Origin of the sequence: Bradyrhizobium sp. Rc3b (assembly GCF_900114915.1) — a bacterium.
Classification (GTDB): Bacteria; Pseudomonadota; Alphaproteobacteria; order Rhizobiales; family Xanthobacteraceae; genus Bradyrhizobium.
The window spans coordinates 648,297-672,346 of the sequence record NZ_FOUS01000002.1; the positions used below are offsets into that span (position 1 = coordinate 648,297).

Annotated in this window: 24 protein-coding genes; 11 read left to right on the forward strand and 13 right to left on the reverse strand. The window is 65.0% G+C overall.

Translation table 11 applies throughout. From position 1 onward, the window contains the following. Nucleotides 1–235: 235 nt before the first annotated feature. From BM190_RS06640 to BM190_RS06650, 3 genes are all read left to right on the forward strand, one after another. Nucleotides 236–1,735 carry a leucyl aminopeptidase gene (locus BM190_RS06640; protein WP_092252928.1) on the forward strand — a complete coding sequence of 500 codons (1,500 nt, stop codon included), beginning with the start codon at nt 236–238 and terminating at the stop codon, nt 1,733–1,735. A 6-nt stretch (nt 1,736–1,741) separates the two neighbouring features. Beyond that, nucleotides 1,742–2,194, forward strand: coding sequence for a DNA polymerase III subunit chi (locus BM190_RS06645; RefSeq protein ID WP_018317550.1), 453 nt, complete (start codon nt 1,742–1,744; stop codon nt 2,192–2,194). Nucleotides 2,195–2,360: 166 nt separating this feature from the next. Next, nucleotides 2,361–2,846, forward strand: a complete 486-nt coding sequence (locus tag BM190_RS06650; RefSeq protein WP_177236944.1) for a hypothetical protein — start codon at nt 2,361–2,363, stop codon at nt 2,844–2,846. Nucleotides 2,847–2,902: 56 nt separating this feature from the next. On the opposite strand, the gene BM190_RS06655 is transcribed toward BM190_RS06650, so the two are convergent. Beyond that, complete coding sequence (locus tag BM190_RS06655) at nt 2,903–3,367, reverse strand: hypothetical protein (protein ID WP_092252932.1); 465 nt, start codon at nt 3,365–3,367, stop codon at nt 2,903–2,905. Nucleotides 3,368–3,392: 25 nt separating this feature from the next. Beyond that, nucleotides 3,393–3,761: an antibiotic biosynthesis monooxygenase family protein gene (locus tag BM190_RS06660; protein WP_092252934.1), complete on the reverse strand. Its 369-nt coding sequence runs from the start codon at nt 3,759–3,761 to the stop codon at nt 3,393–3,395. Nucleotides 3,762–3,860: 99 nt separating this feature from the next. On the opposite strand from BM190_RS06660, the gene BM190_RS06665 reads away from it, so the two are divergent. Together BM190_RS06665 and BM190_RS06670 are read left to right on the forward strand one after the other, a co-directional pair. Then, nucleotides 3,861–4,331: a MarR family winged helix-turn-helix transcriptional regulator gene (locus BM190_RS06665; RefSeq protein WP_092252936.1), complete on the forward strand. Its 471-nt coding sequence runs from the start codon at nt 3,861–3,863 to the stop codon at nt 4,329–4,331. 160 nt (nt 4,332–4,491) lie between these two features. Then, a complete protein-coding gene (locus tag BM190_RS06670) occupies nt 4,492–5,460 on the forward strand; it encodes a tripartite tricarboxylate transporter substrate-binding protein (RefSeq protein ID WP_092252938.1) in 969 nt (322 codons plus the stop codon). 95 nt (nt 5,461–5,555) lie between these two features. Here BM190_RS06670 and BM190_RS06675 read toward each other — a convergent pair whose 3' ends face one another. The 3 genes from BM190_RS06675 to BM190_RS06680 all read right to left on the reverse strand — a co-directional run bounded on the left by BM190_RS06675 (nt 5,556) and on the right by BM190_RS06680 (nt 8,122). After that, nucleotides 5,556–7,418 carry an ABC-F family ATP-binding cassette domain-containing protein gene (locus BM190_RS06675; protein ID WP_018317544.1) on the reverse strand — a complete coding sequence of 621 codons (1,863 nt, stop codon included), beginning with the start codon at nt 7,416–7,418 and terminating at the stop codon, nt 5,556–5,558. A gap of 52 nt (nt 7,419–7,470) precedes the next feature. Next, entirely contained in the window at nt 7,471–7,644 is a 174-nt protein-coding gene (locus BM190_RS40300; protein WP_018317543.1) for a hypothetical protein, read from the reverse strand. Nucleotides 7,645–7,864: 220 nt separating this feature from the next. Continuing rightward, nucleotides 7,865–8,122 (reverse strand): hypothetical protein, encoded by a 258-nt coding sequence (locus BM190_RS06680; RefSeq protein ID WP_018317542.1) that lies wholly within the window; start codon nt 8,120–8,122, stop codon nt 7,865–7,867. A 313-nt stretch (nt 8,123–8,435) separates the two neighbouring features. Between BM190_RS06680 and ndk the strand changes: the two genes are divergently transcribed. Continuing rightward, nucleotides 8,436–8,858, forward strand: coding sequence for a nucleoside-diphosphate kinase (ndk, locus tag BM190_RS06685; protein WP_018317541.1), 423 nt, complete (start codon nt 8,436–8,438; stop codon nt 8,856–8,858). Nucleotides 8,859–8,899: 41 nt separating this feature from the next. After that, the gene (locus BM190_RS06690; RefSeq protein ID WP_092252940.1) at nt 8,900–9,760 is read left to right on the forward strand and encodes a TerC family protein; all 861 of its coding nucleotides are present in this window, start codon (nt 8,900–8,902) and stop codon (nt 9,758–9,760) included. 6 nt (nt 9,761–9,766) lie between these two features. Here the strand turns inward: BM190_RS06690 and BM190_RS06695 are convergent, their stop codons facing one another. Genes BM190_RS06695 through BM190_RS06705 form a run of 3 tightly spaced genes read right to left on the reverse strand, consistent with a single transcriptional unit; the run spans nt 9,767 to nt 14,283 of the window. Then, a complete protein-coding gene (locus BM190_RS06695; RefSeq protein ID WP_092252942.1) occupies nt 9,767–10,078 on the reverse strand; it encodes a DUF3240 family protein in 312 nt (103 codons plus the stop codon). After that, a complete protein-coding gene (locus tag BM190_RS06700) occupies nt 10,075–13,149 on the reverse strand; it encodes an efflux RND transporter permease subunit (protein ID WP_092252944.1) in 3,075 nt (1,024 codons plus the stop codon). The genes BM190_RS06695 and BM190_RS06700 overlap by 4 nt, the downstream gene beginning before the upstream one ends. Continuing rightward, nucleotides 13,150–14,283 carry an efflux RND transporter periplasmic adaptor subunit gene (locus BM190_RS06705; RefSeq protein WP_409362474.1) on the reverse strand — a complete coding sequence of 378 codons (1,134 nt, stop codon included), beginning with the start codon at nt 14,281–14,283 and terminating at the stop codon, nt 13,150–13,152. A gap of 221 nt (nt 14,284–14,504) precedes the next feature. Here BM190_RS06705 and BM190_RS06710 point away from each other — a divergent pair, with 221 nt between their 5' ends. Continuing rightward, the gene (locus BM190_RS06710; RefSeq protein ID WP_143109022.1) at nt 14,505–14,978 is read left to right on the forward strand and encodes a hypothetical protein; all 474 of its coding nucleotides are present in this window, start codon (nt 14,505–14,507) and stop codon (nt 14,976–14,978) included. A gap of 106 nt (nt 14,979–15,084) precedes the next feature. On the opposite strand, the gene ppx is transcribed toward BM190_RS06710, so the two are convergent. From ppx to BM190_RS06730, 4 genes are all read right to left on the reverse strand, one after another. After that, a complete protein-coding gene (gene ppx / locus BM190_RS06715; RefSeq protein ID WP_092253093.1) occupies nt 15,085–16,587 on the reverse strand; it encodes an exopolyphosphatase in 1,503 nt (500 codons plus the stop codon). A gap of 15 nt (nt 16,588–16,602) precedes the next feature. Next, nucleotides 16,603–18,795 carry an RNA degradosome polyphosphate kinase gene (locus tag BM190_RS06720; RefSeq protein WP_018317534.1) on the reverse strand — a complete coding sequence of 731 codons (2,193 nt, stop codon included), beginning with the start codon at nt 18,793–18,795 and terminating at the stop codon, nt 16,603–16,605. Nucleotides 18,796–18,954: 159 nt separating this feature from the next. Continuing rightward, nucleotides 18,955–19,632, reverse strand: a complete 678-nt coding sequence (locus BM190_RS06725) for a P-loop NTPase family protein (protein ID WP_091955349.1) — start codon at nt 19,630–19,632, stop codon at nt 18,955–18,957. A gap of 92 nt (nt 19,633–19,724) precedes the next feature. Further along, the gene (locus BM190_RS06730) at nt 19,725–20,267 is read right to left on the reverse strand and encodes a CDP-alcohol phosphatidyltransferase family protein (RefSeq protein ID WP_025035876.1); all 543 of its coding nucleotides are present in this window, start codon (nt 20,265–20,267) and stop codon (nt 19,725–19,727) included. A 157-nt stretch (nt 20,268–20,424) separates the two neighbouring features. Here BM190_RS06730 and purM point away from each other — a divergent pair, with 157 nt between their 5' ends. Next, nucleotides 20,425–21,498 carry a phosphoribosylformylglycinamidine cyclo-ligase gene (purM, locus tag BM190_RS06735; protein WP_092252950.1) on the forward strand — a complete coding sequence of 358 codons (1,074 nt, stop codon included), beginning with the start codon at nt 20,425–20,427 and terminating at the stop codon, nt 21,496–21,498. A 14-nt stretch (nt 21,499–21,512) separates the two neighbouring features. Then, nucleotides 21,513–22,166: a phosphoribosylglycinamide formyltransferase gene (gene purN, locus BM190_RS06740; protein WP_177236945.1), complete on the forward strand. Its 654-nt coding sequence runs from the start codon at nt 21,513–21,515 to the stop codon at nt 22,164–22,166. A gap of 91 nt (nt 22,167–22,257) precedes the next feature. Here the strand turns inward: purN and BM190_RS06745 are convergent, their stop codons facing one another. Further along, on the reverse strand, nt 22,258–22,464 hold the full coding sequence (locus BM190_RS06745; RefSeq protein ID WP_007591938.1) for a cold-shock protein: 207 nt from the start codon (nt 22,462–22,464) through the stop codon (nt 22,258–22,260). 379 nt (nt 22,465–22,843) lie between these two features. Here BM190_RS06745 and BM190_RS06755 point away from each other — a divergent pair, with 379 nt between their 5' ends. After that, a complete protein-coding gene (locus BM190_RS06755) occupies nt 22,844–23,986 on the forward strand; it encodes an autotransporter outer membrane beta-barrel domain-containing protein (protein ID WP_177236935.1) in 1,143 nt (380 codons plus the stop codon). Nucleotides 23,987–24,050: the final 64 nt, after the last annotated feature.

Genomic DNA, 24,050 nt, shown 5'->3' on the forward strand with positions numbered 1-24,050 from the left:
CCAGCTCACTCTCTCACTACCATCCCTTTGATCCGTCAACAAAATGGCTGCCCCGTGGCACCCTCAATATATGGTTAATATTTCGCTCGTTGTGACCTTGAGGCCACGGGGGGTGCTTGGCATCTGCCGGGGCGCTGGCCCATAGTGCAGATGGCTCAGTGAATCGCCGTTCATGTCCGGCCCTGGCCAGGGACCGTGAGCAGCAAAAAGACCAAGTTTTTTGAAGGAGTTACCCATGTCCGATGCCATCAAGGTCGGCTTTGTCCCGTTGTCTGCCGCCGCCCGTGGCATCATGGTCGTGTTCTGCGACGACAGTCTGAAGGTTGGTCCGGCGACGGCCAAGGCGCTGGGCGGCGCTATCGAACTCGTGAAGCGTGCGGCCGCCGCCGCCGCCTTCAAGGGCAAGAGCGGGGCAGCGCTCGACATCCTGGCGCCGGAAGGGGTCAAGGCCACCCGTCTGCTCGTGATCGGCGCCGGCAAGGCGGCCGGCCTGAAGGCGAACGATTTCCTCAAATTCGGTGGTGTGGCGGCGGGCAAGCTTGCCGCCGGGGCGGCCGCCATGACGATCATGGCGGAACTGCCCAGTGGCGCGATGACGAGCGAGCAGGCGGTCGCGATCGCCTCGGGCCTGCGCCTGCGCGCCTACAAGTTCGACCGCTACAAGACGAAGAAGAAGGACGGCGAGGAGGGCGGCTCGCGCGCCGACATCTCGCTGGCGGTCGGCGATGCCGCTGCCGCGAAGAAGGCGTTTGCCTCGGCCGGCCACGTCGTCGACGGCGTGATCATCGCGCGCGACCTCGTCAACGAGCCGCCGAACGTGCTCTTCCCCGAGGAATTCGCTCGCCGCGCCAGTCAGCTCCGCAAGCTCGGCGTCAAGGTCGAGGTGCTCGACGTCAGGGCGATGCAGAAGCTCGGCATGGGCGCGCTGCTCGGCGTCGGCCAGGGCTCGGCGCGGCCGAGCCGCACCGTGATCATGCGCTGGGACGGCGGCAAGAAGGGCGAGGCGCCCGTGAGCTTCGTCGGCAAGGGCGTCTGCTTCGACACCGGCGGCATCTCGATCAAGCCAGCCGGCAGCATGGAGGACATGAAGGGCGACATGGGAGGCGCGGCCTGCGTCGTCGGCCTGATGCACGCGCTTGCCGCGCGCAAGGCCAAGGTCAATGTGGTCGGCGCCATCGGCCTCGTCGAGAACATGCCCGACGGCAATGCGCAGCGGCCGGGCGACATCGTCACCTCGATGTCGGGCCAGACCATCGAGATCATCAACACCGACGCGGAAGGCCGCCTCGTGCTGGCCGACGTGCTCTGGTACGTCGCCAAGAAGGTGAAGCCGAAATTCATGGTGGATCTGGCGACACTGACCGGCGCGATCGTGGTCGCGCTCGGCACCGAGCATGCCGGCATGTTCTCCAACAATGATGAGCTCGCCGAACGCCTGCTGGCGGCCGGCATCGAGAGCGGCGACAAGGTCTGGCGCATGCCGCTCGGTCCCGAATACGACAAGCTGATCGATTCCCAGTTCGCCGACATGAAGAACACCGGCGGTCGCCATGGCGGCTCGATCACCGCCGCGCAGTTCCTGCAGCGTTTCGTCGATGGCACGCCCTGGGCCCATCTCGACATCGCCGGCACCGCCATGGGCGCGCCGAAGACCGACATCAACCAGAGCTGGGCAAGCGGCTATGGCGTCCGCCTGCTCGACCGTCTCGTCGCCGACCATTACGAGCGCAAATGATCTGAGATGACCGAAGTCCTGTTCTATCATCTGCAAAACATGACGGTGGAGAACGTGTTGCCGCCGCTTCTCGAGAAATCGCTCGAGCGCGGATGGCGCGTCGTGGTGCAGTCGACCTCGGAAGAGCGCGCCGATGCGCTCGACGCGCATTTATGGACCTACCGCGACGATTCCTTCCTGCCGCATGCGACATGGCGCGTGAACGATGCCGCCGATCAGCCGATCGTGCTGGCGATCGAGGAGGGCAATCCCAACGGCGCCCATGTCCGATTCCTGGTCGACAATGCGGCCTTGCCGCAGGACGCGCAGGGTTATGCGCGCATGGTGCTGCTGTTCAACGGCGACGATCCGGATGCACTCGCGCTTGCCCGCAGCGCCTGGACGGATTGCAAGGAGCGGGGATTTGATGTCACCTATTGGCAGGCCGACGAGCGGGGCCGGTGGCAGCGTCGGAATTAGGGGTCCTTCGCAATTAATGATAATTTGCACTTTTCGGGCGATGCTGGCTTTTGTCACCTTCGTGCCGCAAAGTGATGTTGGGACAATCGCTTAGGGCTGGTCCTTCACGCGGGGAATTTGGTTTATCGTGCGACATCAAAAGCTTCCCAGGTCGCTTCTTGTTGCTTTGGCTGCCGCGGCTCCGCTGCTCGCCGGCTGCTCGGGCGCGTCCGATCTGCTGTCGAAGGACGCACAATGGTTCAACACGCCGAGCCGGCTGTTCATCAAGAACATCTCGATCGAATCCCCGCCGCTGACCCCCGACAAGCCGGTCGGAGCTGAGGATCTCGTCAGCGCTGACGGCGCCTGTCCCGGCATGGCGCCGCCTCCCGGGCCGGCCGATGCCAACGCATCGACGACGGCTCCGGCGCCGATGGGCGGTACGGTCGCGCTGGGCCATACCGAATGCGACGTGGTGCGCGGCATCGGCGCGCCATCGAACATCAATCTCTCCAATGACGCCGCCGGTCGCCGCGTTGCCGTCGTCACTTGGGCCACGGGACCGCGCGCCGGCATCTACACCTTCACGGCTGGACGTCTGTCGTCAATCGAGGGCAATCCCGATCCGCAGCCAACACCGAGGGCGGTGAAGCCGAAGAAGAAGCACGCGTAGGCGGGACCGCCTGCGAGCGTGGCGGACCCGATCGAAAGCCGGGTTTGCGCGCGCCGTCAGAGCACCGGCAAGCGATCGGGCTGGCGAACGCGGAACCGGCTCTTCATCTTGAAGCCGTCGCGCATATTGAGGCCGAGAAGAGCGATGTTCATCGCGCCGGCCAACAATTCGAGAGTCTGTACCGCATAGAACGTGGTGTCGAACTCCGCGGCCTTCGCCTTGAACGCAAGAAACAACGCGGCAGGAATGAGAAGCAGGATGCCGTTGCCGGCGATGAACGGCATGCGCTTGATCTTCGCGCCGATCACGCCACCACGTCGTCCCTTTGCCAGGAAAAATCCTGAGCCTCCCGTCACCGCCAACGCCGGAACCAGCAACAGGAAGCCCCAGGGTATGGCCATTTTCACCGTGGCTATGCTCGCGTGCGACGCAAATAGCTCGGTGAGAGCCGTGGAGAGCCAGAAGGTCGCAATCGTCGTCAGCGCGACCGCGCCCGCGACTGGGTGGATGATCCTGGTCATCGGGGTCCTGCCGTTTCGAAGCGCGCTATGCCACACAGATGCCGGGCACGGCGACCTTTTCGAACAGGTGCGGAGAGGCGACGGCAGATGAGGGATAGGCCGCGATTTTCGATCTGAACTCAGGATGCGTGAATGCAGCCCGGAAGTGGGCCGTCGATTCCCAGACGGCATAGTTCAGATATGTCGGGCTATCGCCGATCGCGCGGTGAAGCTGGGTGGCAATGAAGCCCGGCTGCCGCTTCATGAAGGCTGCATCGTCCTGCCAAACCTGGAGGAAGCTCTGCTCGTCGGTCTTGTCGAGCGTGAACACATTCACGAGCACCACGGGGCTGGTGTCGATGCCAAGCTGACGTTCGATGGGAAAGTCAGGATCCAGGGGACGCAGGTGCGTCATGGGTGGGCTCCGTTCGTTGTGGTATTATGATGTCAATATGGTACTATGAGCAATGTACTGATTTGACATTATGATGTCAATAACAGTTTATGGTGACGGATGCCGAAATCCTTGCGAACGCCGGCCGGTGATGCGCTGTCGAACCTCGTGCTTGACCTGTTCCGGCTGAATAGCCTGCTCTTGACCGCAGGGGACCGCTTGGTCGCCCGGCTCGGGCTCACGAGCGCTCGCTGGCAGATTCTCGGCGCCATCGTGCACGCGGAGCGCCCCCAGCCGGTGGCTTGGCTTGCCCGCGATCTGGGGGCCAATCGCCAGAACGTGCAGCGGATCGTCAATGACCTGCACGCGGAAGGCCTCGTTGCTTTCGAGGCGAACCCGCATCACCGCCGGGCGCAGCTTGTCGTCCTGACCGACAAGGGGCGGCGCGCTTTCGAGGCCGCCATGGCTTTGCAGGCGCCGTGGGTCAACGGCCTTTCGGAGGGGCTTACGGTCAAGGACCTGCAAACCGTTCATCGCGTCGTTGCCGACCTGCGGACGAAGCTCGAGAACGAGACAGAGAGCCAGACCTAGCGCAGGGCGAGCGGGCGGAATTGACGGCAGCTCTTCGCGACATGTTCCCGGAACGCCGCTGCGGCCGAACAATTGCAGCACGCTTCTGATGAGTCGCTTTCCTGATGGTCTTGCGGCCAGGAATGCGCTCATATGGAGCCATAAAAATCTGGAGGAGACTATGCGGTTCTCGATTGCCCTCGTATCGGCTCTGCTTCTGCCGCTTGGCGCGGCCGTTGCCCAGGATTATCCGACGAGGCCCATCACCATGCTGGTTCCATTCGCGGCGGGCGGGCCGACCGACACCATCGCGCGCCTGACGGCCGCAGGCATGGGGAAGTCGCTGGGACAGCAAATCGTTGTCGAGAACGCGACCGGCGCCGGCGGTACCATCGGCACGACCCGCGCCGCGCGCGCCCAGCCCGACGGCTACACGCTGCTGATCCATCACGTCGGCATCTCGACCGCAGCGACGCTGTACCGCAATCTCAGCTATGACACGAAGACGGCGTTTGCGCCGATCGGCCTCGTGACCAACGCGCCGATGACGATCATTGCGCGTCCGGAATTTCCAGCCAACACGCTCAAGGAGCTGGTCGCCTACGCCCAGCAGCAGGGCGACAAGCTGACCTATGCCAATGCCGGGTTAGGTGCGGCATCGCATCTCTGCGGCATGCTGTTCATGACCGCGATACAGAAGCAGCTCACCACGGTGCCCTATAAGGGCAACGGCCCGATCATGAACGATCTGCTCGGCAAGCAGATCGATCTCACCTGCGACCAGGCGACCAACACCACCGGGCCGATCACGGCCAAGCAGGTCAAGGCCTACGCGATCACCACCAAGGAGAGGCTGAAGAGCCTGCCTGATCTGCCGACGGCCGATGAGGCGGGCCTCAAGGGGTTCGAGCTCGGCGTCTGGCATGGCCTCTATGCTCCCAAGGGCACTCCGCCCGCGGTCGTGCAGAAGCTGACGGCCGCGCTGCAGACGGCGCTCAAGGATCCGGCGCTGATCGCCCGGTTCAACGACATCAACACCGAGCCCGTGCCGCAGGACAAGGCGACGCCCGAGGCGCTCGGCGCGATGCTGACGAGCGAAGTCGACCGCTGGGCCCCGATCATCAAGGCGGCCGGGCAGTTCGCGGACTGAGCGGACAATCCCATGAAGAGTAGCTTGGCCAGCTACTTGATCCAGGGTGATTTATTACCGCTACTGTGCATGGGGTTGTTTTCCCAGATTTGGATTCAGCCCGCAGCCTCGTCGAACTGCGTGCTCGCCTCGAGCCACTGCTCCTCCGCGCGCGCCAGCGCATCGGCGGCATTGGCGCGCGCCTTTGACAGCTGTGCGGCCTGCTTGGGATCGCGCGTAAAAATGTCGGGCAAGGCGAGGGCCGTGTCGATCTTGGTGATGATGTCGCTGACGCGGGCGATCTCGGCTTCGGCTTCGGTGATGCGCTTCTTCAGCGAGCCGCGATTGTCGGGCCGCGCGCGCTGCGGTTTCTCGCTCGCGACACTGCGCTCGCGCGGGGCGGGCTCGGCGTTACGCGTTGACAGCACCAGGCGGCGATATTCGTCGAGGTCGCCGTCGTAATTGGTGACGGTCCGGTCGGCGACGATCCAGAGCCGGTCGGCGCAGGCCTCGATCAGATAGCGATCGTGCGAAACCATGATCACTGCGCCGGGGAATTCGTTGATGGCTTCGGCCAGCGCGGCGCGGCTGTCGATGTCGAGATGGTTGGTCGGCTCGTCCAGGATGATCATGTTGGGGCCGAAGAAGGTCGCAAGGCCCAGCAGCAGCCGCGCCTTCTCGCCGCCGGACAATTTGCCGGCCTTGGTGTCGGCCGCCTTGCCCGAAAAACCGATCGCGCCGGCGCGTGCCCGCACTTTGGCTTCGGGCGCATCGCCCATCAGCTTGCGAACGTGGTCATAGGCCGAGGCGTCCTCGTTCAGCTCGTCGAGCTGATGCTGCGCGAAATAGGCGATCGAGAGCTTGTCCGCGCGCGTCACCTTGCCGGAGAACGGCGCGAGCCTTCCGGCGAGCAGCTTGACGAGCGTCGACTTGCCGTTGCCGTTGGCACCCAGCAGTGCGATGCGATCGTCATTGTCGATGCGCAGCGTGACGCGGCCGAGCACGGGCGCCGCGGGATCGTAGCCGACGGAAGCGTTGTCCACCGCGATGATCGGCGGCGACAGGATCTTCTCCGGCGCCGGAAAGCTAATCTCGCGCACGTCCTCGGTGACCAGCGCCGTGATCGGCTTCAGCCGCTCCAGCATTTTCACGCGAGACTGTGCCTGGCGGGCTTTCGAAGCCTTGGCCTTGAAGCGGTCGACGAAAGCTTGCAGCCGGGCGCGCTCGGCTTCCTGGCGCTTGACCTGCTTGGCATCGAGCAGCTCGCGCGCGGCGCGCTGCTCCTCGAACGAGGAATAGGTGCCCTTGTAGAGCGTGAGCTTGCCGCGCTCCAGATGCAGGATCTGGTCGACCGAGCTTTCGAGGAGGTCGCGGTCGTGGCTGATCACGATCACCGTGCGCGGATAATGCGCGAGGTGATCCTCCAGCCACAACGTTCCCTCGAGGTCGAGATAGTTGGTGGGCTCGTCGAGCAGCAACAAATCGGGGGCTGCGAACAGCGTCGCGGCGAGCGCGACGCGCATGCGCCAGCCGCCGGAGAACTCGGCGCAGGGGCGGAGCTGATCGGCGGCGGAGAAGCCGAGACCGGAGAGGATCGCGGCGGCGCGACTCGGCGCCGAATGCGCGTCGATGTCGACCAGCCGGGTCTGGATCTCGGCGATCCGGTGCGGGTCGGTCGCGCTCTCGGCTTCCGCGAGCAGCGCGTCACGTTCGAGGTCGGCCTTGAGCACGACGGAGATCAGGCTGTCGGGTCCGTTCGGGGCTTCCTGGGCGAGGCTGCCGACGCTCCAGCGCGGCGGCAGGGTCACCGAGCCGTGCTCGGCCGCGAGCTCCCCGCGGATCACCTTGAACAGCGTCGACTTGCCGGTGCCGTTGCGTCCGACCAGGCCGACGCGCGATCCCGGCGTGATCTGCACGGAACTCTGGTCAATCAGAAGGCGTCCGGCGAGGCGGAGGGAGAGATCGGTGATGACAAGCATGCGGCCTTGTCACCGCAAGGCGCGTCGAACGCAACCCGTTTTTCTTGGCCGGTCAATGCGAGTCGCGGTCGCGCTGCCTCAGCTCGTTCATGAGCTGCTCGAGGTGGGTCGGGAGCTGAGGTTCGGGACGCAGGCTCTGCTGAAGCCGTTCGCCCACCGCATCGCAAATCGAGCGGCTGGTCCGCCGATCGATCTGTTCGCTGTCATTGGCAAAAAGGCCAGCCATCGCGCAGGTTCCGTGTGCTCAAAGTAAGGACACGGTACCAAGTCATTGGCCCCCAAAATGGTTTCGCGGTTTTTAGGGGAATGCCGGCATTCTCGTCAAAATTGTATGAATCCCGCAATATCCGCCCAAAATGCGAAGCCCCGGCGGGGGGATCGCCGGGGCTTCTCTTGGAAGGCAACCGTGTGGGGCGGTAGCCTTTAGGTTTAAGGTGCTGTCGGGCTCAGTAGCAGCGGTTGATCATCCGCCAGCGGGGTCCCCAGGGGGTCGGGACCAGCCGGCGCACATAGCAGCCGCCATAACCGTAGGAGACGGGGGCATAGAAGCGCGGTCCGCCCCAGCCGTGGCCGCGGTGCCAGCCTCCGCCGCCGCCGTGCCAGCCCGGGCCGCCACCATGCCAGTGGGCGGAAGCCGAGGTCGGCGCCAGCGCGGCACCCAGCGCAACCGCAGCGACAGCGGCAAGCGAAAGTTTCCTCAACATGGTGATCTCCTCAAAACTGCCGGCGCGGGGGCATCCGCGTCGATGGAAAGGCCGCCGAAACGGTCCGCCCTGTGATCGGGCTCGGTTTCGATGGGGCCAACCCTACGCCGGCGAGGCTGAACCGAATCCTGACAGGGGCTTCAGATTGGGTTCATCTGGGTGAAATTGTCGTAATCCAGATTGAAACTGCAGGGGTCCGGTCCTGCGGCGAAGCGTCTGTGACGTCATACCGGCGGTCGCTTGCCGGATGGCAAAGGCGCCGATATAAGCCCCGCAACTCGACAACCACCGCTTTTCTTCCAAGGACAAGATTATGGCCATCGAACGCACTTTCTCGATCATCAAGCCCGACGCGACCGCGCGTAACCTGACCGGCGCCGTCAACGCCGTGATCGAAAAGGCGGGCCTGCGCATCGTCGCGCAGAAGCGCATCCGCATGACCAAGGAACAGGCCGAGACCTTCTATGCCGTCCACAAGGCGCGGCCGTTCTTCGGCGAGCTCGTCGAGTTCATGACCTCGGGCCCGGTCGTCGTCCAGGTGCTGGAAGCCGAGAACGCCATCGCCAAGTACCGCGACGCGATGGGCGCGACCGATCCGTCCAAGGCCGCCGACGGCACCATCCGCAAGCTCTACGCCAAGTCGATCGGCGAGAATTCCGCACATGGCTCGGATGCGCCGGAGACCGCCGCGATCGAGATCGCGCAGTTCTTCTCGGGCAACGAGATCGTCGGCTGATCATCCGGCCGTAATTTAGAGACTGGGCGAGGGGACCTATTGTGAGCTGGCTCTGGCAGATCTTCGATCCCGCGACGATCGGGGCATTCTTCACCCAGTTTCGCAACGAGATGGCCGAACCGACCTTCTGGATTGCGGTCGGCAAGATCATCTGGATCAACATCCTTCTGTCCGGTGACAACGCGCTGGTGATCGCGCTCGCCTGCCGCGGCCTCTCGCCGCGACACCGCCTGTGGGGCATGATCTTCGGTGCCGGCGCCGCAGTGCTGCTGCGCATCATCTTCACCGGCATCGTCGCGACGCTGATGGAGCTGCCCTATCTCAAGCTGATCGGCGGTCTCGCCCTGATCGTGATCGCGGCCAAGCTCCTCGTGCCGGAGCATGACGAGGACGACGACGTCGACGCGGCCTCGCATCTGTGGCAGGCCATCCAGATCGTCGTGGTCGCCGACATCGTCATGTCGCTCGACAACGTCATTGCGGTCGCAGCCGCCGCCAATGGCAGCGTGCCGCTCCTGATCCTCGGCCTTGCCATCAGCGTGCCGCTGATCGTCGCCGGTGCGGCGCTGATCATGGCGCTGCTCGAAAAGCTGCCGGTGCTGGTCTGGGCCGGTGCTGCGCTGCTCGGCTGGATCGCGGGCGAGGTGATGGCGACCGATCCCGGTGTCGCGCCGAAGCTGCACACGCTGTTCGACGGTCCGTTCGGCGCCTCGCTGGACAGCATGCTCGGCGCCTTGCGCATCCCGCCGCAATTCGGCCATGGCGGAGCCGGCGGCGAATATTTCTGCGCCGCGCTAGGCGTCATCGTCGTGCTGGTGGTCGGCACCATCTGGCGCCGCCGCAAGCTGACCGCAGCGGCGCTGGAATCGTCCGAGCGGCACGCCCGGGCGTCGGCGGAGTAGGCCCGCTCAGTCGATCGTGCCGAGTTCCGTCACGGGTATCGTCCAGTAGACCAGCTTGGTTCCGGCGAACGAAACCCGCAGACGGTCGAGCAAGCGGCCGGCATCACTGCTCGACAGAACCACTTGCACGACGGCCTGATCGGCGTGGCCCTTCACGCGTTCGGCGGCCGTATGCAAACGGATCTCAGTGCCGTGACCGGCTCCGTGCGATGCCGTGAATCCCGAAACCAGGTCGGTCTGCTCAGCGAGATAGTCGAGCACCTCCTCGCGCAGGAGATGCGGCACAATCAGCGTCAGACAGACCGGCTGCTCGATCATTTGGCCACCTTCGACGATCCGCCATAGCGGCGATACAGGATCGGCAGGAGAATCAGGGTGAGCAGGGTGGAGGACAGCAGTCCTCCGATTACGACGATTGCGAGCGGTCGCTGCACCTCGGATCCCGGGCCGGTGGCGAACAGCAGCGGGATCAAGCCGAGCGCCGTGATGCTCGCGGTCATCAGCACGGGGCGAAGCCTGCGCATGGCGCCTTCGACGACGATGCGATCCTCGGGAAGGCCGTGGGCGCGGAGCTGATTGAAGTAGGAGACCAGCACGACGCCGTTGAGCACGGCGATGCCGAGCAGCGCGATGAATCCGACCGAAGCCGGCACCGACAGGTACTCGCCCGTCACGACCAGGGCGAAGACGCCCCCGATCAGGGCGAAGGGAATGTTGACGAGCACCAGCAGGGCCTGGCGGATGGCACCGAATGTTGTGAAGAGCAGCACGAAGATCAGGCCGATCGCGACGGGGACCACGACGGATAGGCGCGCGGCGGCGCGTTGCTGGTTCTCGAACTGCCCGCCCCAGGTCAGCCGGTAACCGCTGGGCAGCGGCAGTTCGGTCGCGACCTTCTGGCGGGCCGCTTCGACGAAGCCGACCATGTCGCGACCGCGGACGTTGGCGCGCACCACGCTCATGCGGGCGCCGTCCTCGCGGTCGATCTTCACCGGGCCGTCCACGCGCTGGATGCGGGCGACCTGCGACAGCGCGACGTGCCGTCCGGAGACGAGCGTGAGCGGCAGGCTCGCCAGCAGCGTCGGCGCTTCCCGCGTCGTCTCGCTGCCCCGGATGAGGATCGGCGTGCGGCGTCCGTCCTCGAGCGCGGTCCCGATGGTCCGGCCCTCGATCTGCGTCCGCAGCGAGTTGACGATGGAATCCACGGTCAGGCCGAGGCGGCCGGCCTCCATGCGGTTGACCGCAACCGTGTAGTATTGAGCGCCTTCGTTCAGCGTGGTGTAGACATCCTCGGCACCGTCGATGCTGGACAGGATCGCCGACAGCTTTGCCGCGGTTTCGTTCAGCTTGGCGATGTCGGGGCCGAAGATCTTGACGGCGACGTCACCGCGCACGCCGCTGATCATCTCCTGCACACGCATGTCGATGGGCTGGGTGAAGCTGAGCGAAATGCCGGGGAAGCCGGTGAGGACCTCGCGAAGCTTCTGCAGCAAAGCCTCGCGATTGTCGGTCGCACGCTCGGCGGCCGGCTTGAGCACGAGGAACGTGTCGGTCTGGTTGGGGCCCATGGGGTCGAGGCCGAGCTCGTCCGACCCGGTTCGCGCGACGATGCCGGCAATATCAGGCACGGCCAGAAGCGCGGTCTGCAGCCTTGCATTCATCGCTAGCGACTCGTCGAGGTTGACGGACGGAAGCGTCTCCACGCTGACGATGACGTCGCCTTCGTCCATGGTCGGCATGAAGGTCTTGCCGAGCTTGGTATAGGCGAAGCCCGCCGCGACGAGGCCGATCAGTGCCACAGTCATCACCTTGTGCTCGTTGTTGAGCGCCCAGGTCAATGCCGGCGCGTAGACCCGTTGGGCCGCGCGTACCAGCAGGGGATCGCGATGCGATGCAGATTTGAGCACGAAGGAGGTCGCGACCGGGATCACTGTGAGCGCCAGAAGCAGCGACCCGCCCAGCGCGAAAATGATGGCCAGCGCGACGGGGATGAACAGCTTCCCCTCCAACCCCTGCAGCGTCAGCAGGGGGACGAACACGATGATGATGATGAGCACGCCCGAGGCGACCGGTTCCAGGACTTCGCAGACCGACCGGTAGATCAGGTGGATCAGCGGAGTGGCCTTGCCCGGCTCGTGCTTGCCGAGGTTCCCGACGATGTTCTCGACCACGACCACCAGCGCGTCGATCAGCATGCCGATCGCGATCGCAAGTCCGCCGAGGCTCATCAGGTTGGCCGACATTCCCACCACGCGCATGACGATCAAGGCGATGACGATGGCAAGCGGCAGGCTGAGAGCGATCACCAGCGAGGCCCGCCAGTTGCCGAGGAAGAGCAGCAGAAGGACGATGACGAGGGCGGTGGCCTCGCCGAGGGCCCGCACCACGGTGCCGACGGCGCGGTTGACCAAGCGGCTGCGGTCATAGAACACGTTGATCGACACGCTCTTCGGCAGCGAGGGTTGCAGTTCCGCGAGCCGGGCACGCACGTCACGGATCAGCTGACCCGCGTTGGCGCCGCGCAAGCCGAGGACCAGTCCCTCGACGGTTTCGCCGCGGCCGTCCGCCGTGACGGCGCCATAGCGGGTCAGCGTCCCGACTTTGACGCTCGCGACGTCGTTGACCAGGATCGGTACGCCCTCGCGGGTGTCGACGACGATCGCCTTGATGTCCTCGATCGAGCGGACGCTGCCTTCGATCCGGACCAGGGCGCTGTCCTCGCCTTGGTTCACCCGCCCGGCGCCGTCGTTGCGGCTGTTGGCTTCGATGGCCCGGCGAAACACATCGTAGGTGATGCCGCGCGCGGCCAGCGCATCGTTGCGCGGCACGATCTCGAAGGCGCGGACATAGCCGCCGAGCGCATTGACGTCCGCAACGCCGGGGACGGTCCGCAAGGCCGGGCGGATCACCCAATCGAGCAGGGTGCGGCGTTCCGCGAGCGACAGCTCGGGACTGTCGATCGTGAACATGAACATCTCGCCGAGAGGGCTCGTGATCGGCGCCAGACCGCCGCTCACCCCGTCGGGGAAATCGCGCGAGATGTTCGACAGCCGCTCCGAGACCTGGTTGCGCGCCCAGTAGATGTCGGTGCCGTCCTCGAAATCGACGGTGATGTCTGCCAGCGCGTATTTCGTGGTCGAACGAAGCACCTTCTTGTTCGGCAATCCGAGCAGTTCGAGCTCGACGGGAACGGTGATGCGCTGCTCGACCTCTTCGGGAGTGAGGCCCGCCGCCTTCATGATGACCTTGACCTGAACCGGCGAAACGTCAGGAAAGGCATCGATCGGCAAGCCGGGCAGGAGGACAGCGCCGGCGCCGATCACCAGCAGCACGCCGAGCATGACGAACAGTCGCTGCGACAGTGCGAACGCAACCAGGCGCCGGAGCATTTACTGCCCCAGTCCGGAGAGGATGCCGCGAAGCGCCGAGATGCCGCCGATCGCGATCTCATCCCGGTCCGAGACGGCGCCCGCTACGACCACATGGTCCTGATCTTCCGCAAGCAGCTTGACCGGCACCAGCCGGAAGCCGCCGTCAAAGCCGACGAAGACCGACGTTTGCTCGCCCCGCCGGACCAGCCCGCTGTAAGGGATCTCCCAGGCGCTTTCGCCGGTCGAGAGAAATCCGATGCGGGCCGCGGTGGTCTGGCCGGGATGCAGCTCGCCGTCGTTGGGGACTTCCGCGCGAACCAGAATAGTCTGGGTGGCAGGATCGATGGTCTCTGAGACCAGCACGACCTTGCCCGGGGTGGAATAGCCCTCGATCTCGACTTTCGCGCCGGTACGGATCGCTCGAATATTGGCGGCAGGGACCGCGATTTCCGCCCATAGCGGCGAGAGCCGCGCCAACTTGACGAGCGGTGCGGATTGTTCGAGCCGCTGCCCTGGTGACACCGCGAGCTCGACCACGGACGCGGCTTGCGGGGCATTGACCGTGAGCGTCCCGCTGATCGCCGCTTGCTGGGCCAGCCGGGAGATTGCATCGTCGGACATCCCGCTCAGATGCAGCATCTGACGCCGTTCGGCGACGACGAGGGCGGCCTGGCGCGCTTCGGCCTGGCTGGCTTCGAGCACGCGTTGCGGCACGGCCTTGCCTTCGAACAGATCCACGTTGCGATTGAGCTGCTGGCTGGCGAGGTGCTCCTGCGCGATCGCGTGGAGATAGTCGCGTTGCTGGGAGACGAAGCTCGGACTCTCCAGCGTGACCAGCGGCTGACCGGCTGTGACGCGGTCACCGCGCCCCACCAGGAGATTGGCGACCATGCCGGCCACCGGCGCGCTGACGACCCACAATTGCTGCGTCGGGATGACGATCTGGACGGGATAGGGCAGCGTCAGATCGGTCCGGCTCGCGACCGGATGGGTGACGCGGACGCCGAGATTGCGCGCCTGCGCATCGCTGAGCTTCACCTCGTCCTGCGCATTCGGCGCGGAGGGCCAAAGACTCAATACAAGCGCTAGGAGAGCACGGGCAGTCGCGCTCCGAGCGGGGCTCAGACGGAAAATCCCATGGGGCAGTTGCATGGCGGAAGTCGTCCGGAGCGCCGCATTTGTATCTCGCTAACGCCGGCGCGACGGTGGTGGGTTGATGTGCATCAAGCGCGCTTGGCCTGCGCAGGATATTTTTGCACGAGGCGCGCCGGAGATGGCATCGATCCGGCTGTGGGCCGAGGTGGGCTCCGGGTGGTTTGCTTATCGGGGGGCGCAACAGCCAAGGCTGTTCTGAACTACGCAGGAGCAAAGTCGTGAAATTGAGCAGAATCTTGTGCACACTGCTGGGCAGTGTCATTGCGGCGCTTGCTCTCGTGCAGCCCGCGCTTTCCCACAGTGGAACGGCGCAGGATCCTTGGAGCCCCGCGCACATTGACATGCTCCCGGACGAAATCCGCGCAGACGTGCAGAAATGGAACGCTACGTGCGGGGGCTCGATAGCGGCCGCCCAACATTTTGCGCTCTATCTGACCGTGCCAGGCGCCGAGTTCGTGGCCCTTCACTTCGACGATTTTCAATGCCGCAGCAGAGCCGTTCTTTGCAATTCCGCGGGATGTCTTCACGAAGTGTATGTCGCGACGGCCGGCCGATACCGCCGCGTGCTCACGGTGCGCACCTATGACATCCGACTATCATCCGTCAACAACCAGGCCTTCGTCGAGCTCCTCGACCGCAATGGAACCAGCCGGAAGCTGCGCTGGAATGGCAGCCGATTCGTCGCGAAGTAAATGTCGGTGCAGATGCCTGTCGCTTGCACCTGTCTCGTTGCGCTTTGGTTTATTGTTAGAGCATGATCTTTTCGGAAAACCGCTACGCACTTTTCCGGATCATGCGCTAGCGCCGCACGATCGAGCCGGCGCGGCTGACCAGGCGGGCGAGTGCGCGGAAGCGGCTGCCGACGCGGTCGGCGACGAGGTCGCCGAGGCGATGCTCGAACACCAGCATCAGCTTGCGGCCCTGGCTGCGGAAATGCGTGGCCGGCAGCACGCCAGGGCGCGCTGCCGAGATCAGATGCGCGACGCGGAACGCAGCGCCCAAGAGGCGCGCGCGTTCGAGCTGCGCCGGCGTCAGCAGCTCCTGCATGGTGACCGGCGGCTGGTTTTCCTCGCTCAGGCCCGCATAGCGATAGAACACCGACAGGCCGACGAAGGCGCGCTCGGTGTGGGTGATCGCGCCGAAATTGCCGTTGACGACGAGGCTCAGAGTCTGCTCGCCGCGGTGATCGGGATGCACGCGCCAGCCGATATCGGACAGCAGGCACGCGGTGTGGCGCAAGCGGCGGTCCTCCTCGCTCTCGCGCAGCTTCACCACGCGCGCGAGGCGGTCGGTCCAGGCGATCAGCTCGTGGGCGTGCTTGGCCGAGCGTGACAGCAGCTGGTTCAGCTCTTCCGCGGCGCAGATCAGGCCGTCCTTGTTGCGTTCCGGCTCCGACAGCTTCTCGTGCAGCAGGCCCTCGCGCACGCCGAAGGTCGAGAACACGATCGTCTTCGGCTTTGCCACCCGGATGATGTGCTCGAGCACCAACGCCGCATAGGTGAGGAGCGGGCGCCGCGCATCGGCGACGATCTCGATGTCGGCGAGCATGTCCGCGGCCGCAAGGCGACGCAGACGACGCGAAAAGTCGAGCGCTTCAGCCGCGGACAGCGAATAGCCGTGCATCACCTGGAGCGGATAGCCGCTCTGGATGATGTGGATGCGCGCCAGCGCACGCCAGGTGCCGCCGACCGCATAGAAAGTGCGGCCGCGGCCCGCGGTGAGCTGTGGCACCTCGTCGATCGCCTCGCGCACGATGCGGTCGGCGCGCTTGAGCGATTTGTGCGCGAGGTCCTGGAGCGCGAGCCCGCCGAGCGGCAGCGTCACGCCGCTACGCACGCTGTTCCTGCGCACGTCGATCAGTTCGAGCGAGCCGCCGCCGAGATCGCCGACGATGCCGTCGGGATGATGGATGCCGGAGATTACGCCGAGCGCCGACAGCCGCGCCTCGCGCGGACCCGACAGGATCTCGATCTTCACCGCGCAAATGCGCTCGGCCTTCGCGATGAAGTCGGGGCCGTTGGAGGCGTCGCGGCAGGCCGCGGTCGCGATCGCGAACACGCGCCCGACCTGCATCACGCGGCACAGCGCGCGAAAGCGCCTCAACGAGGTCAACGCCTTGTCGACAGCGTCGGGCGCGAGCAGGCCGGTGCTCTGCACCTCGCGTCCGAGGCCGCACAGCGTCTTCTCGTTGAAGATCGGAATGAGGCTCCGCGTCAGCCCCTCGTAGACGACGAGACGGACCGAGTTGGAACCGATATCGATGACCGCGACGCTCGAGCCGCGCTTGCGCGGCCGCTTCACGCCGAACATCCCCGATCAGGATTGATGGCGTTCGTTCCGGCGCGTAAGACGACGCGGCGAGGATTCCTTGAGCGACTTTCCACGGCCAGACAGACTCGGATTTGTCATGAAGTAGTTGTGGACGTTGAAAGGCTCTTCGCCCTTCGCGGTCTTCATACGCGTTGAGGACCCGTCCGGCAACAATTGCCAGCTCTGCTCATTGTCCTTGAGATTCGCGACCATGATCTGTTCGAGAACCTGCTGATGCACCGTGGGATTCTGCAGCGGACACAGCACCTCGACGCGGCGGTCGAGGTTGCGCGGCATCATGTCGGCGGAGGAGATATACACAGCCGCTTTGGCACTCGGCAGACCCTGGCCCATGCCGAAGCAGTAGATTCGGCCGTGTTCCAGGAAGCGTCCGATGATCGATTTGACGCGGATGTTCTCGGACAGGCCGGGAATGCCGGGGCGCAGGCAACAGATACCGCGCACCACGAGCTCGACCTGCACGCCGGCCTGGGAGGCCTCGTAGAGCGCGTCGATGATGTCGGGGTCGACCAGCGCATTCATCTTCATCCAGACCGCGCCGTGGCGGCCGTGGCGCGCGTGCGCGGTCTCGCCCTGGATGTGCTCGATGATGCGCTTGCGCAAGGTCAGCGGTGACACCGCCATTTTTTCCAGATCGCTCGGCGCGGCGTAGCCGGTGATGAAATTGAACACGCGCGCGGCATCGCGGCCGATGGTCGGATCGGAGGTGAAGTAGGAGAGGTCGGTGTAGATGCGCGCGGTGACCGGATGATAATTGCCGGTGCCGGTATGGACGTAAGTCGTGAGGCTGCCGCCCTCGCGACGCACCACCATCGAGAGTTTTGCGTGCGTCTTCAGTTCGAGGAAGCCGTAGACGACCTGCACGCCGGCGCGTTCGAGATCGCGTGCCCAGCGGATGTTGGCTTCCTCGTCGAAGCGCGCCTTCAGCTCGATCAGCGCGGTGACGGATTTGCCGGCCTCGGCGGCTTCCGCCAGCGCGCGCACGATCGGCGAGTTGTTGGAGGTGCGGTAGAGCGTCTGCTTGATCGCGACGACATCGGGGTCGCGCGTCGCCTGCTGCAGGAACTGCACCACCACGTCGAAGGATTCGTAGGGGTGATGGACGACGAGGTCCTTCTGCCGGATCGCGGCGAAGATGTCGCCGCCATGCTCGCGCACGCGCTCGGGATGACGCGGCACGTAAGGGGTGAATTCGAGGTCGGGCCGATCGAGGCGCGTGAGCTGCGAGAGCTCGTTCATCGCCTGCACGCCGTCGACCAGGAACACCTCGTCGTCGGCGGCCGACAGCGCGTGCTGCACGAAGCTGCGCAGCTCCTCCGGCATCTTGGCATCGATCTCGAGTCGGATCACCGACCCGCGGCGGCGGCGCTTCAGCGCGGTCTCGAACAGGCGGACGAGGTCTTCGGCCTCTTCCTCGATTTCGAGCTCGGAGTCGCGGATGATGCGGAAGGCGCCCTGGCCGTGCAGATTGTAGCCGGGGAACAGGCGGTTGATGAACAGGGCGGTGGCCTGCTCCAGCGAGATCAGCCGGACCACCTTGCCGTCGGCCGGCAGGCGGATGAAGCGGTCGATCTTGCCGGGCATGCGGATCAGCGCGTTCATCTGCTTGCCGTCGGCGGCGCGCGTGAGCTGGAGCGCAATGGTGAAGCCGAGGCTCGGGATGAACGGGAAGGGGTGGGCCGGGTCGATCGCCAGCGGCGTCAGCAGCGGGAACACGTTGCTGAGGAAATAGTCCTCGATCCAGGTCCGTTCCGCCTTGGTGACGTCCTTGCCGTCGACCAGGACGATGCCGACATCGGCCAGAGTGCCGCGCAAATCGCGCCAGATGGCCTGCTGGTCGGAGGCGAGTTCGGAGACGGTGCGGTTGATCAGGGCGAGCTGCTCGGATGGCGTCAGGCCGTCGGGGCTGCGTTCGGCAATGCCCTCGCGCACCTGCGCCTTGATTCCGGCGACGCGAACCATGAAGAACTCGTCGAGGTTATTTGCGGAAATCGACAGGAATCGCACCCGCTCCAGCATGGGATGGCTGGGATTGACCGATTCCTCCAGGACGCGGCGGTTGAAATGCAGCCAGGAAAGCTCGCGGTTGATGAATCGCTCGGGACTCGATGCGATCGCCGGCAGGCTCTCGGTCTCTGGGGCTTTTTCTTTAGTTTCAACAGCTTGCGCAGAGTCCATCAGAAGTCGGTCCATCCAGTTCGCCCCAATTTGCGACTTATGCGCAAAACCGGCCGGAGCATGTGTTAGAGCGATGACGTTTCGATGACATTGATGTTCCGCGGCTTCCCCGCGTCAAGCGGGCTCGCGCGTAGGCCTTGGGCGCGGCCGCGTGGCCGATCAAGCGTCCCGCAGCAGCTCGGCGGCCAGCGCCCGGGTGACCGGGCGGCCAAGTCGCAGGGCTTCGCTGTCGAGCAATTCCACGGCTTGGCGGGCGGCGGCCGAGGACCGCTCCAGGCGGGTGGCGAGGTAGCCGACCACGCTCTCGTCCACGGTGAGCTGGCGATCGGCGCAGAATTTGACGATCAGGCCGCGGAAGAGCTGGTCGTCGGGCGGCAACAACGCGACCACCGGAACGGCGCGCAGACGCGAGCGCAGGTCGCGAAGCTCGATCTCCAGCGAGGCCGGCACCTCGCGTCCGGTGAACAGAACGTAGGCGCCATCCTCGCGGGCGAGGTTCATCAGGTGGAAGAGGGCGCGTTCGTCAAATTCCCTGGCCTTGAGATCCTCGACCACCAGCGCACCGGTGGCGAGCGTGCCCGGAACGCCCGCAGCGGTCAGCGCATTGGCCGTGGTGGAGCGGGCGCCGGCCTCCTCGGCCCAGATCGCGGCGAGATGGCTCTTGCCGCTTCCTTCCGGGCCGGCCAGCCACATGATCCGGTTCGGCCATTCCGGCCAGCTGTCGATCAGGCCGAGACCGGCTGCATTGGCCGGTCCCTCAAGGAAATTGTCCCGGCTGAGGCTCTCCGCATGCGGAAGCGAAAACGCCAATTGTCGGGGGTGAACGCGGCCTGGCACGCTTGCTTTGCTCCATGCCGGCGCGCCGGCGTCATTTGAAGAGGTCGGACGTATCGAGCGGGAGTTGGCCTTTTACGGGGCCGCATCCCCTCTCATTTGGCCTCGATCGTACTCATGTGCCGCAGCCACTCGACCAGATAGAGCGACACGGAGGAGAGCGTGAAGACCGTGACGAGGCCCATCAGGATGATATCATAAGGGGCCGGCTTGAAGCCGAAGGCAAGCGCCGCCAGCACGAGCGCCGCGAACGCCACTTGTGCCACCGTGTTGAGCTTGGACACTTTCGACGGCTTCATCTCGACGGGCCGGTCGAACAGCCAGGACACGATCACGGCGGCGACGATCATGATGTCGCGCGAGACCACCAGGATCACGATCCAGCGCGGAATTGCGCCCCAGATGCCGAGCGCCATGTAGATCGAGACGAGCAGCGCCTTGTCCGCGAGCGGGTCGAGCAGGGCGCCGAGCTCGCTCGTCATGTTGAAGCGCTTGGCCAGGAAGCCGTCCACGGCGTCGCTGATACCGGCGATCAGGAAGACGGCGAACGCGACCTCCATTTGGCTCGACACGATGGCCCAGACGATGATCGGGACCAGCATGATGCGGCCCAGGGTAATGATGTTCGGAATACTCACGAAAGCGCTTCCCGGCACCCGGTCTGACCTCGAATCCGGCCTCTCGGGAGGCTGAACCGGTTGATATCTCTACATAGTATACGGCGGTGCGCCATGCGAGCCATTGCGCGTCCCCGGAATTCGACGTAACCAGCCGCGAACCCACTGGAAATCGGGCATGACCGACCGCAAAAACGGCCTCACTTACGCCGATTCAGGCGTCGATATCGATGCGGGCAACCGCCTGGTCGACCTGATCAAGCCGATGGTGCGCGCCACCGCACGGCCGGGCGCCGACGCCGAGATCGGCGGTTTCGGCGGCCTGTTCGACCTCAAGGCGGCCGGTTTCAAAGATCCGGTCCTCGTGGCCGCGACCGACGGCGTCGGCACCAAGGTCAAGATCGCGATCGAGACCGGCCTGCATGGCGGGATCGGCATCGACCTCGTCGCCATGAGCGTCAATGACCTCGTGGTGCAGGGCGCCGAGCCGCTGTTCTTCCTGGATTATTTCGCTTGCGGCAAGCTCGATCCGGAGGCGACGGCTTCGATCGTCGCAGGCGTCGCCGAAGGCTGCCGCGAATCCGGCTGCGCCCTGATCGGCGGCGAGACCGCCGAGATGCCCGGCCTCTACAAGGACGGCGATTACGACCTCGGCGGGTTTGCCGTCGGTGCCGCGGAGCGAGGGACGTTGCTGCCGCGCAAGGACATCGCGGCCGGCGACGCCGTGATTGGCCTCGCCTCATCGGGGGTGCATTCGAACGGCTTCTCGCTGGTGCGCAAGATCGTGGAACAATCGGGCCTCGGCTTCGAGGCGCCGGCGCCGTTCGCCCCGGTCATGACCCTTGGCGGCGCGCTGCTGACGCCGACGAAGCTCTACGTCAAATCCTGCCTGCGCGCGATCCGCGAGACCGGCGCGGTGAAGGGCCTTGCCCACATCACCGGCGGCGGCTTCACCGACAACATTCCGCGCGTGCTGCCGAGCAACCTCGGCGTCGGCATCGATCTGGCCCGCCTTCCGGTGCTGCCGGTGTTCAAATGGCTGGCGGCGCAGGCCGGCATCGCCGAGCTGGAGATGCTGCGCACCTTCAACTGCGGCATCGGCATGATCGCGATCGTCGAGCCCGACAAGGTCGACCAGGTCGTGCAGGTCTTCACCGACGCCGGCGAGACCGTGGCGCAGCTCGGCACCGTGATTCCGGCCGAGGGCGAGCACCGCGTCGTCTACAACGGCCATCTCGACATGGCGCTGTGATGACTGGCGCTGTGATGAAGCGCCGCGTCGCCATCCTGATCTCCGGCCGCGGCTCCAACATGTCCGCGCTGATCAGGGCCGCCACTGCTGCGGATTTCCCGGCGGAAATCTCGCTCGTCATTTCGAACAAGGCCGATGCGCTCGGGCTCGAGCGGGCCAAGGCGGCCGGCGTGAACACGCTGGTGATCGAGAGCAAGCCGTTCGGCAAGGACCGCGCCGGCTTCGAAAAGGTGCTGCAGGCGGCGCTCGACCAGCATGGGATCGAGCTGATTTGCCTCGGCGGCTTCATGCGCCTGTTCACGGCCGAGTTCACCAGGGCCTGGTACGGACGGATGCTCAACATCCATCCGTCGCTGCTGCCGTCCTTCCCCGGCCTCGATCCGCACGGCCAGGCGCTGCGCGCCGGCGTCAAGCTATCAGGCGCGACGGTGCACTTCGTCATCCCCGAGACCGATGCCGGCCCGATCGTGATGCAGGGCGCGGTTCCCGTCAGCGATCACGACACGGGGGATACGCTGTCGGAGCGCATCCTCGAAGTCGAGCACCGCATCTATCCCGAAGCGCTGCGGCTGCTCGCGACCGGCAAGGTCCGGATCGAGGGCGATGTGTGCAAGACGGACGGAAGCTCCGCGTCGGAGAATTTTCTGGTTGCGCCGGTGGTGAGCTGAAGCGCCGTCCTCGCGGCGGTCTCACAAACAAAATCCCCCGGCAGAGCCGGGGGCAACGTCATGATCTCTCGCGCTTTGGCTTTAAGAGAATTCAGGAGACCTTGAGGTTCTCCGCGGATGCCTTGCCGCGGTTCTCCACGAGGTCGTATTCAACCACCTGGTTCTCGTTGAGGGTCGAAAGTCCGGCACGCTCGACGGCGGAGATGTGGACGAACACGTCCTTGTCGCTGCCGTTCGGCTTGATGAACCCATAGCCCTTGGTCGGGTTGAACCATTTGACGGTGCCCTTTTGCGGCATCCTCAGTCTCCTCCACTAGATATAAAAAAGACGCGGCCGCTTTTCGCGTGCCACGCCACAAACGGGCTTCCGGGAGTCTGTTCGAGTCTTGAATCTCAATGTCGCGAAACGCACAGCAGAGCGGCCAATTCCGATTGTGTCCAACATTGCAACATGAAAATCGCCCGTTAGCAAGCTGCGGTTAAATTTCAAGGGCGGGCGGATTGTGCCGTTCTGCAATTTCCGACCTGTGGCCGCGGAACCACAATCGAGGGCAATAGCCTCGGTGACCGCGGGCTAAGCGGTTGACCCTCCGTAGCAGTTCGGCACAAATCGCGACATGCGTGCGCCGCGCGTGTTGCATTTTTGCGCGCCGCCATTTGCTTCGGGATTTGTCGTCATGTGCTGCACATCGCAGCCCTCCGGGACACGGCGGACGATCGGGCTGGACCGCGTCCGCAGGGTCGCGGCAGCGATCGCGGCGGCGTTTGCGATCGTCGTGATGATGTCGGCCACGTCGCCGGTCTTCGCGCAAAGCCCGACGCCTACGCCGACCCCGACACCGACGCCCACGCCGTCACCCACCCCGATCCCGTCCCCGTCGGCCGGCAACGCTGCGCTCGATCTCGGCTCGAACTTCCTGGAGCGGCTCGGCAACCAGGCGTCGAACGGTTTCAACCGGACATTCCGCACCAATCCCGGCGGCGGCGGCGCGTCCGCCAGCACTGAAGATCCGCGCTACCGCACCTGGTTCGAGGGCTACGGCATCTCGGTCCGGACCGATGCGCAAGGCGACTTCGTCGGCGACCGGCGCAAGACGGTTGGCGGCGTCGCCGGCTTCGGCGCGCGCGTGGCCCCGGGCGTCAATCTCGGCTTTTCCGTCGACCAGAGCCATACCGACATCGAGGTGCCGCTGGCGCTGCAATCGGCCACGCTCGACCTGACGCAAATCGGCTTCAACGGCTCGGTCGACAAGGGGCCATGGACCTGGGCTTTTGCCGTGGTGCACGGTTTCGGCAAGGTCCGTTCCAGCCGCGACACCGGCCTTGGCCTTGCGACCGCGGGCTATCGCGCCGCGGTCGACGGCGCGCTGACCGAGATCAGCTATTACTGGACCAAGGACCAGATGCGCATCGTGCCCAAAGGCGCACTGGAATATGTGCGCGCCACCAGTGCGGCGTTCCAGGAGGTCGGCGGCCTCGATCCGCTCAACGTCGGCTCGACGGCGCTCTCACGCGCACGCATCATGATCGGGGCCGAGATCGGCCGCTACTTCATCATCGACCAGAAGATCCTGGACCTGTCCGGCTACGGCAAGTTCGTCGACAATTTCCACCAGGATCTGGGCTCAGTCCAGGTCAGCCTCGGCGCTCAGAACATCGTCGTTCCCGGCATCGGCGAGAGCCGTTACGGCGTGGATGCCGGTGCCTCGGCTTCGCTCAGCTTGACCAGCGTGGCGCGGCTTTACGTCAATTACGACGGCAAGTTCCGCAACGAGCTGACCTCGCACCAGGGCACGGTCGGCTTCGAATATCGCTGGTAGGCGCAGCCTCCTAAAGCGCGATGCGATTAGGATGAATCGCCATCGCGCTTTAGGTTGTTGTTTG

Excerpts from the sequence above, each read along its gene's own strand:
- BM190_RS06640 (WP_092252928.1), top strand. The coding sequence starts at position 236 with ATGTCCGATGCCATCAAGGTCGGCTTTGTCCCGTTGTCTGCCGCCGCC.
- BM190_RS06645 (WP_018317550.1), top strand. The coding sequence starts at position 1,742 with ATGACCGAAGTCCTGTTCTATCATCTGCAAAACATGACGGTGGAGAAC.
- BM190_RS06655 (WP_092252932.1), bottom strand. The coding sequence starts at position 3,367 with ATGACCAGGATCATCCACCCAGTCGCGGGCGCGGTCGCGCTGACGACG.
- BM190_RS06660 (WP_092252934.1), bottom strand. The coding sequence starts at position 3,761 with ATGACGCACCTGCGTCCCCTGGATCCTGACTTTCCCATCGAACGTCAG.
- BM190_RS06665 (WP_092252936.1), top strand. The coding sequence starts at position 3,861 with ATGCCGAAATCCTTGCGAACGCCGGCCGGTGATGCGCTGTCGAACCTC.
- BM190_RS06670 (WP_092252938.1), top strand. The coding sequence starts at position 4,492 with ATGCGGTTCTCGATTGCCCTCGTATCGGCTCTGCTTCTGCCGCTTGGC.
- BM190_RS06675 (WP_018317544.1), bottom strand. The coding sequence starts at position 7,418 with ATGCTTGTCATCACCGATCTCTCCCTCCGCCTCGCCGGACGCCTTCTG.
- BM190_RS40300 (WP_018317543.1), bottom strand. The coding sequence starts at position 7,644 with ATGGCTGGCCTTTTTGCCAATGACAGCGAACAGATCGATCGGCGGACC.
- BM190_RS06680 (WP_018317542.1), bottom strand. The coding sequence starts at position 8,122 with ATGTTGAGGAAACTTTCGCTTGCCGCTGTCGCTGCGGTTGCGCTGGGT.
- ndk (WP_018317541.1), top strand. The coding sequence starts at position 8,436 with ATGGCCATCGAACGCACTTTCTCGATCATCAAGCCCGACGCGACCGCG.
- BM190_RS06695 (WP_092252942.1), bottom strand. The coding sequence starts at position 10,078 with ATGATCGAGCAGCCGGTCTGTCTGACGCTGATTGTGCCGCATCTCCTG.
- BM190_RS06700 (WP_092252944.1), bottom strand. The coding sequence starts at position 13,149 with ATGCTCCGGCGCCTGGTTGCGTTCGCACTGTCGCAGCGACTGTTCGTC.
- BM190_RS06705 (WP_409362474.1), bottom strand. The coding sequence starts at position 14,283 with ATGCAACTGCCCCATGGGATTTTCCGTCTGAGCCCCGCTCGGAGCGCG.
- BM190_RS06720 (WP_018317534.1), bottom strand. The coding sequence starts at position 18,795 with ATGGACTCTGCGCAAGCTGTTGAAACTAAAGAAAAAGCCCCAGAGACC.
- purM (WP_092252950.1), top strand. The coding sequence starts at position 20,425 with ATGACCGACCGCAAAAACGGCCTCACTTACGCCGATTCAGGCGTCGAT.
- purN (WP_177236945.1), top strand. The coding sequence starts at position 21,513 with ATGAAGCGCCGCGTCGCCATCCTGATCTCCGGCCGCGGCTCCAACATG.
- BM190_RS06745 (WP_007591938.1), bottom strand. The coding sequence starts at position 22,464 with ATGCCGCAAAAGGGCACCGTCAAATGGTTCAACCCGACCAAGGGCTAT.
- BM190_RS06755 (WP_177236935.1), top strand. The coding sequence starts at position 22,844 with ATGTGCTGCACATCGCAGCCCTCCGGGACACGGCGGACGATCGGGCTG.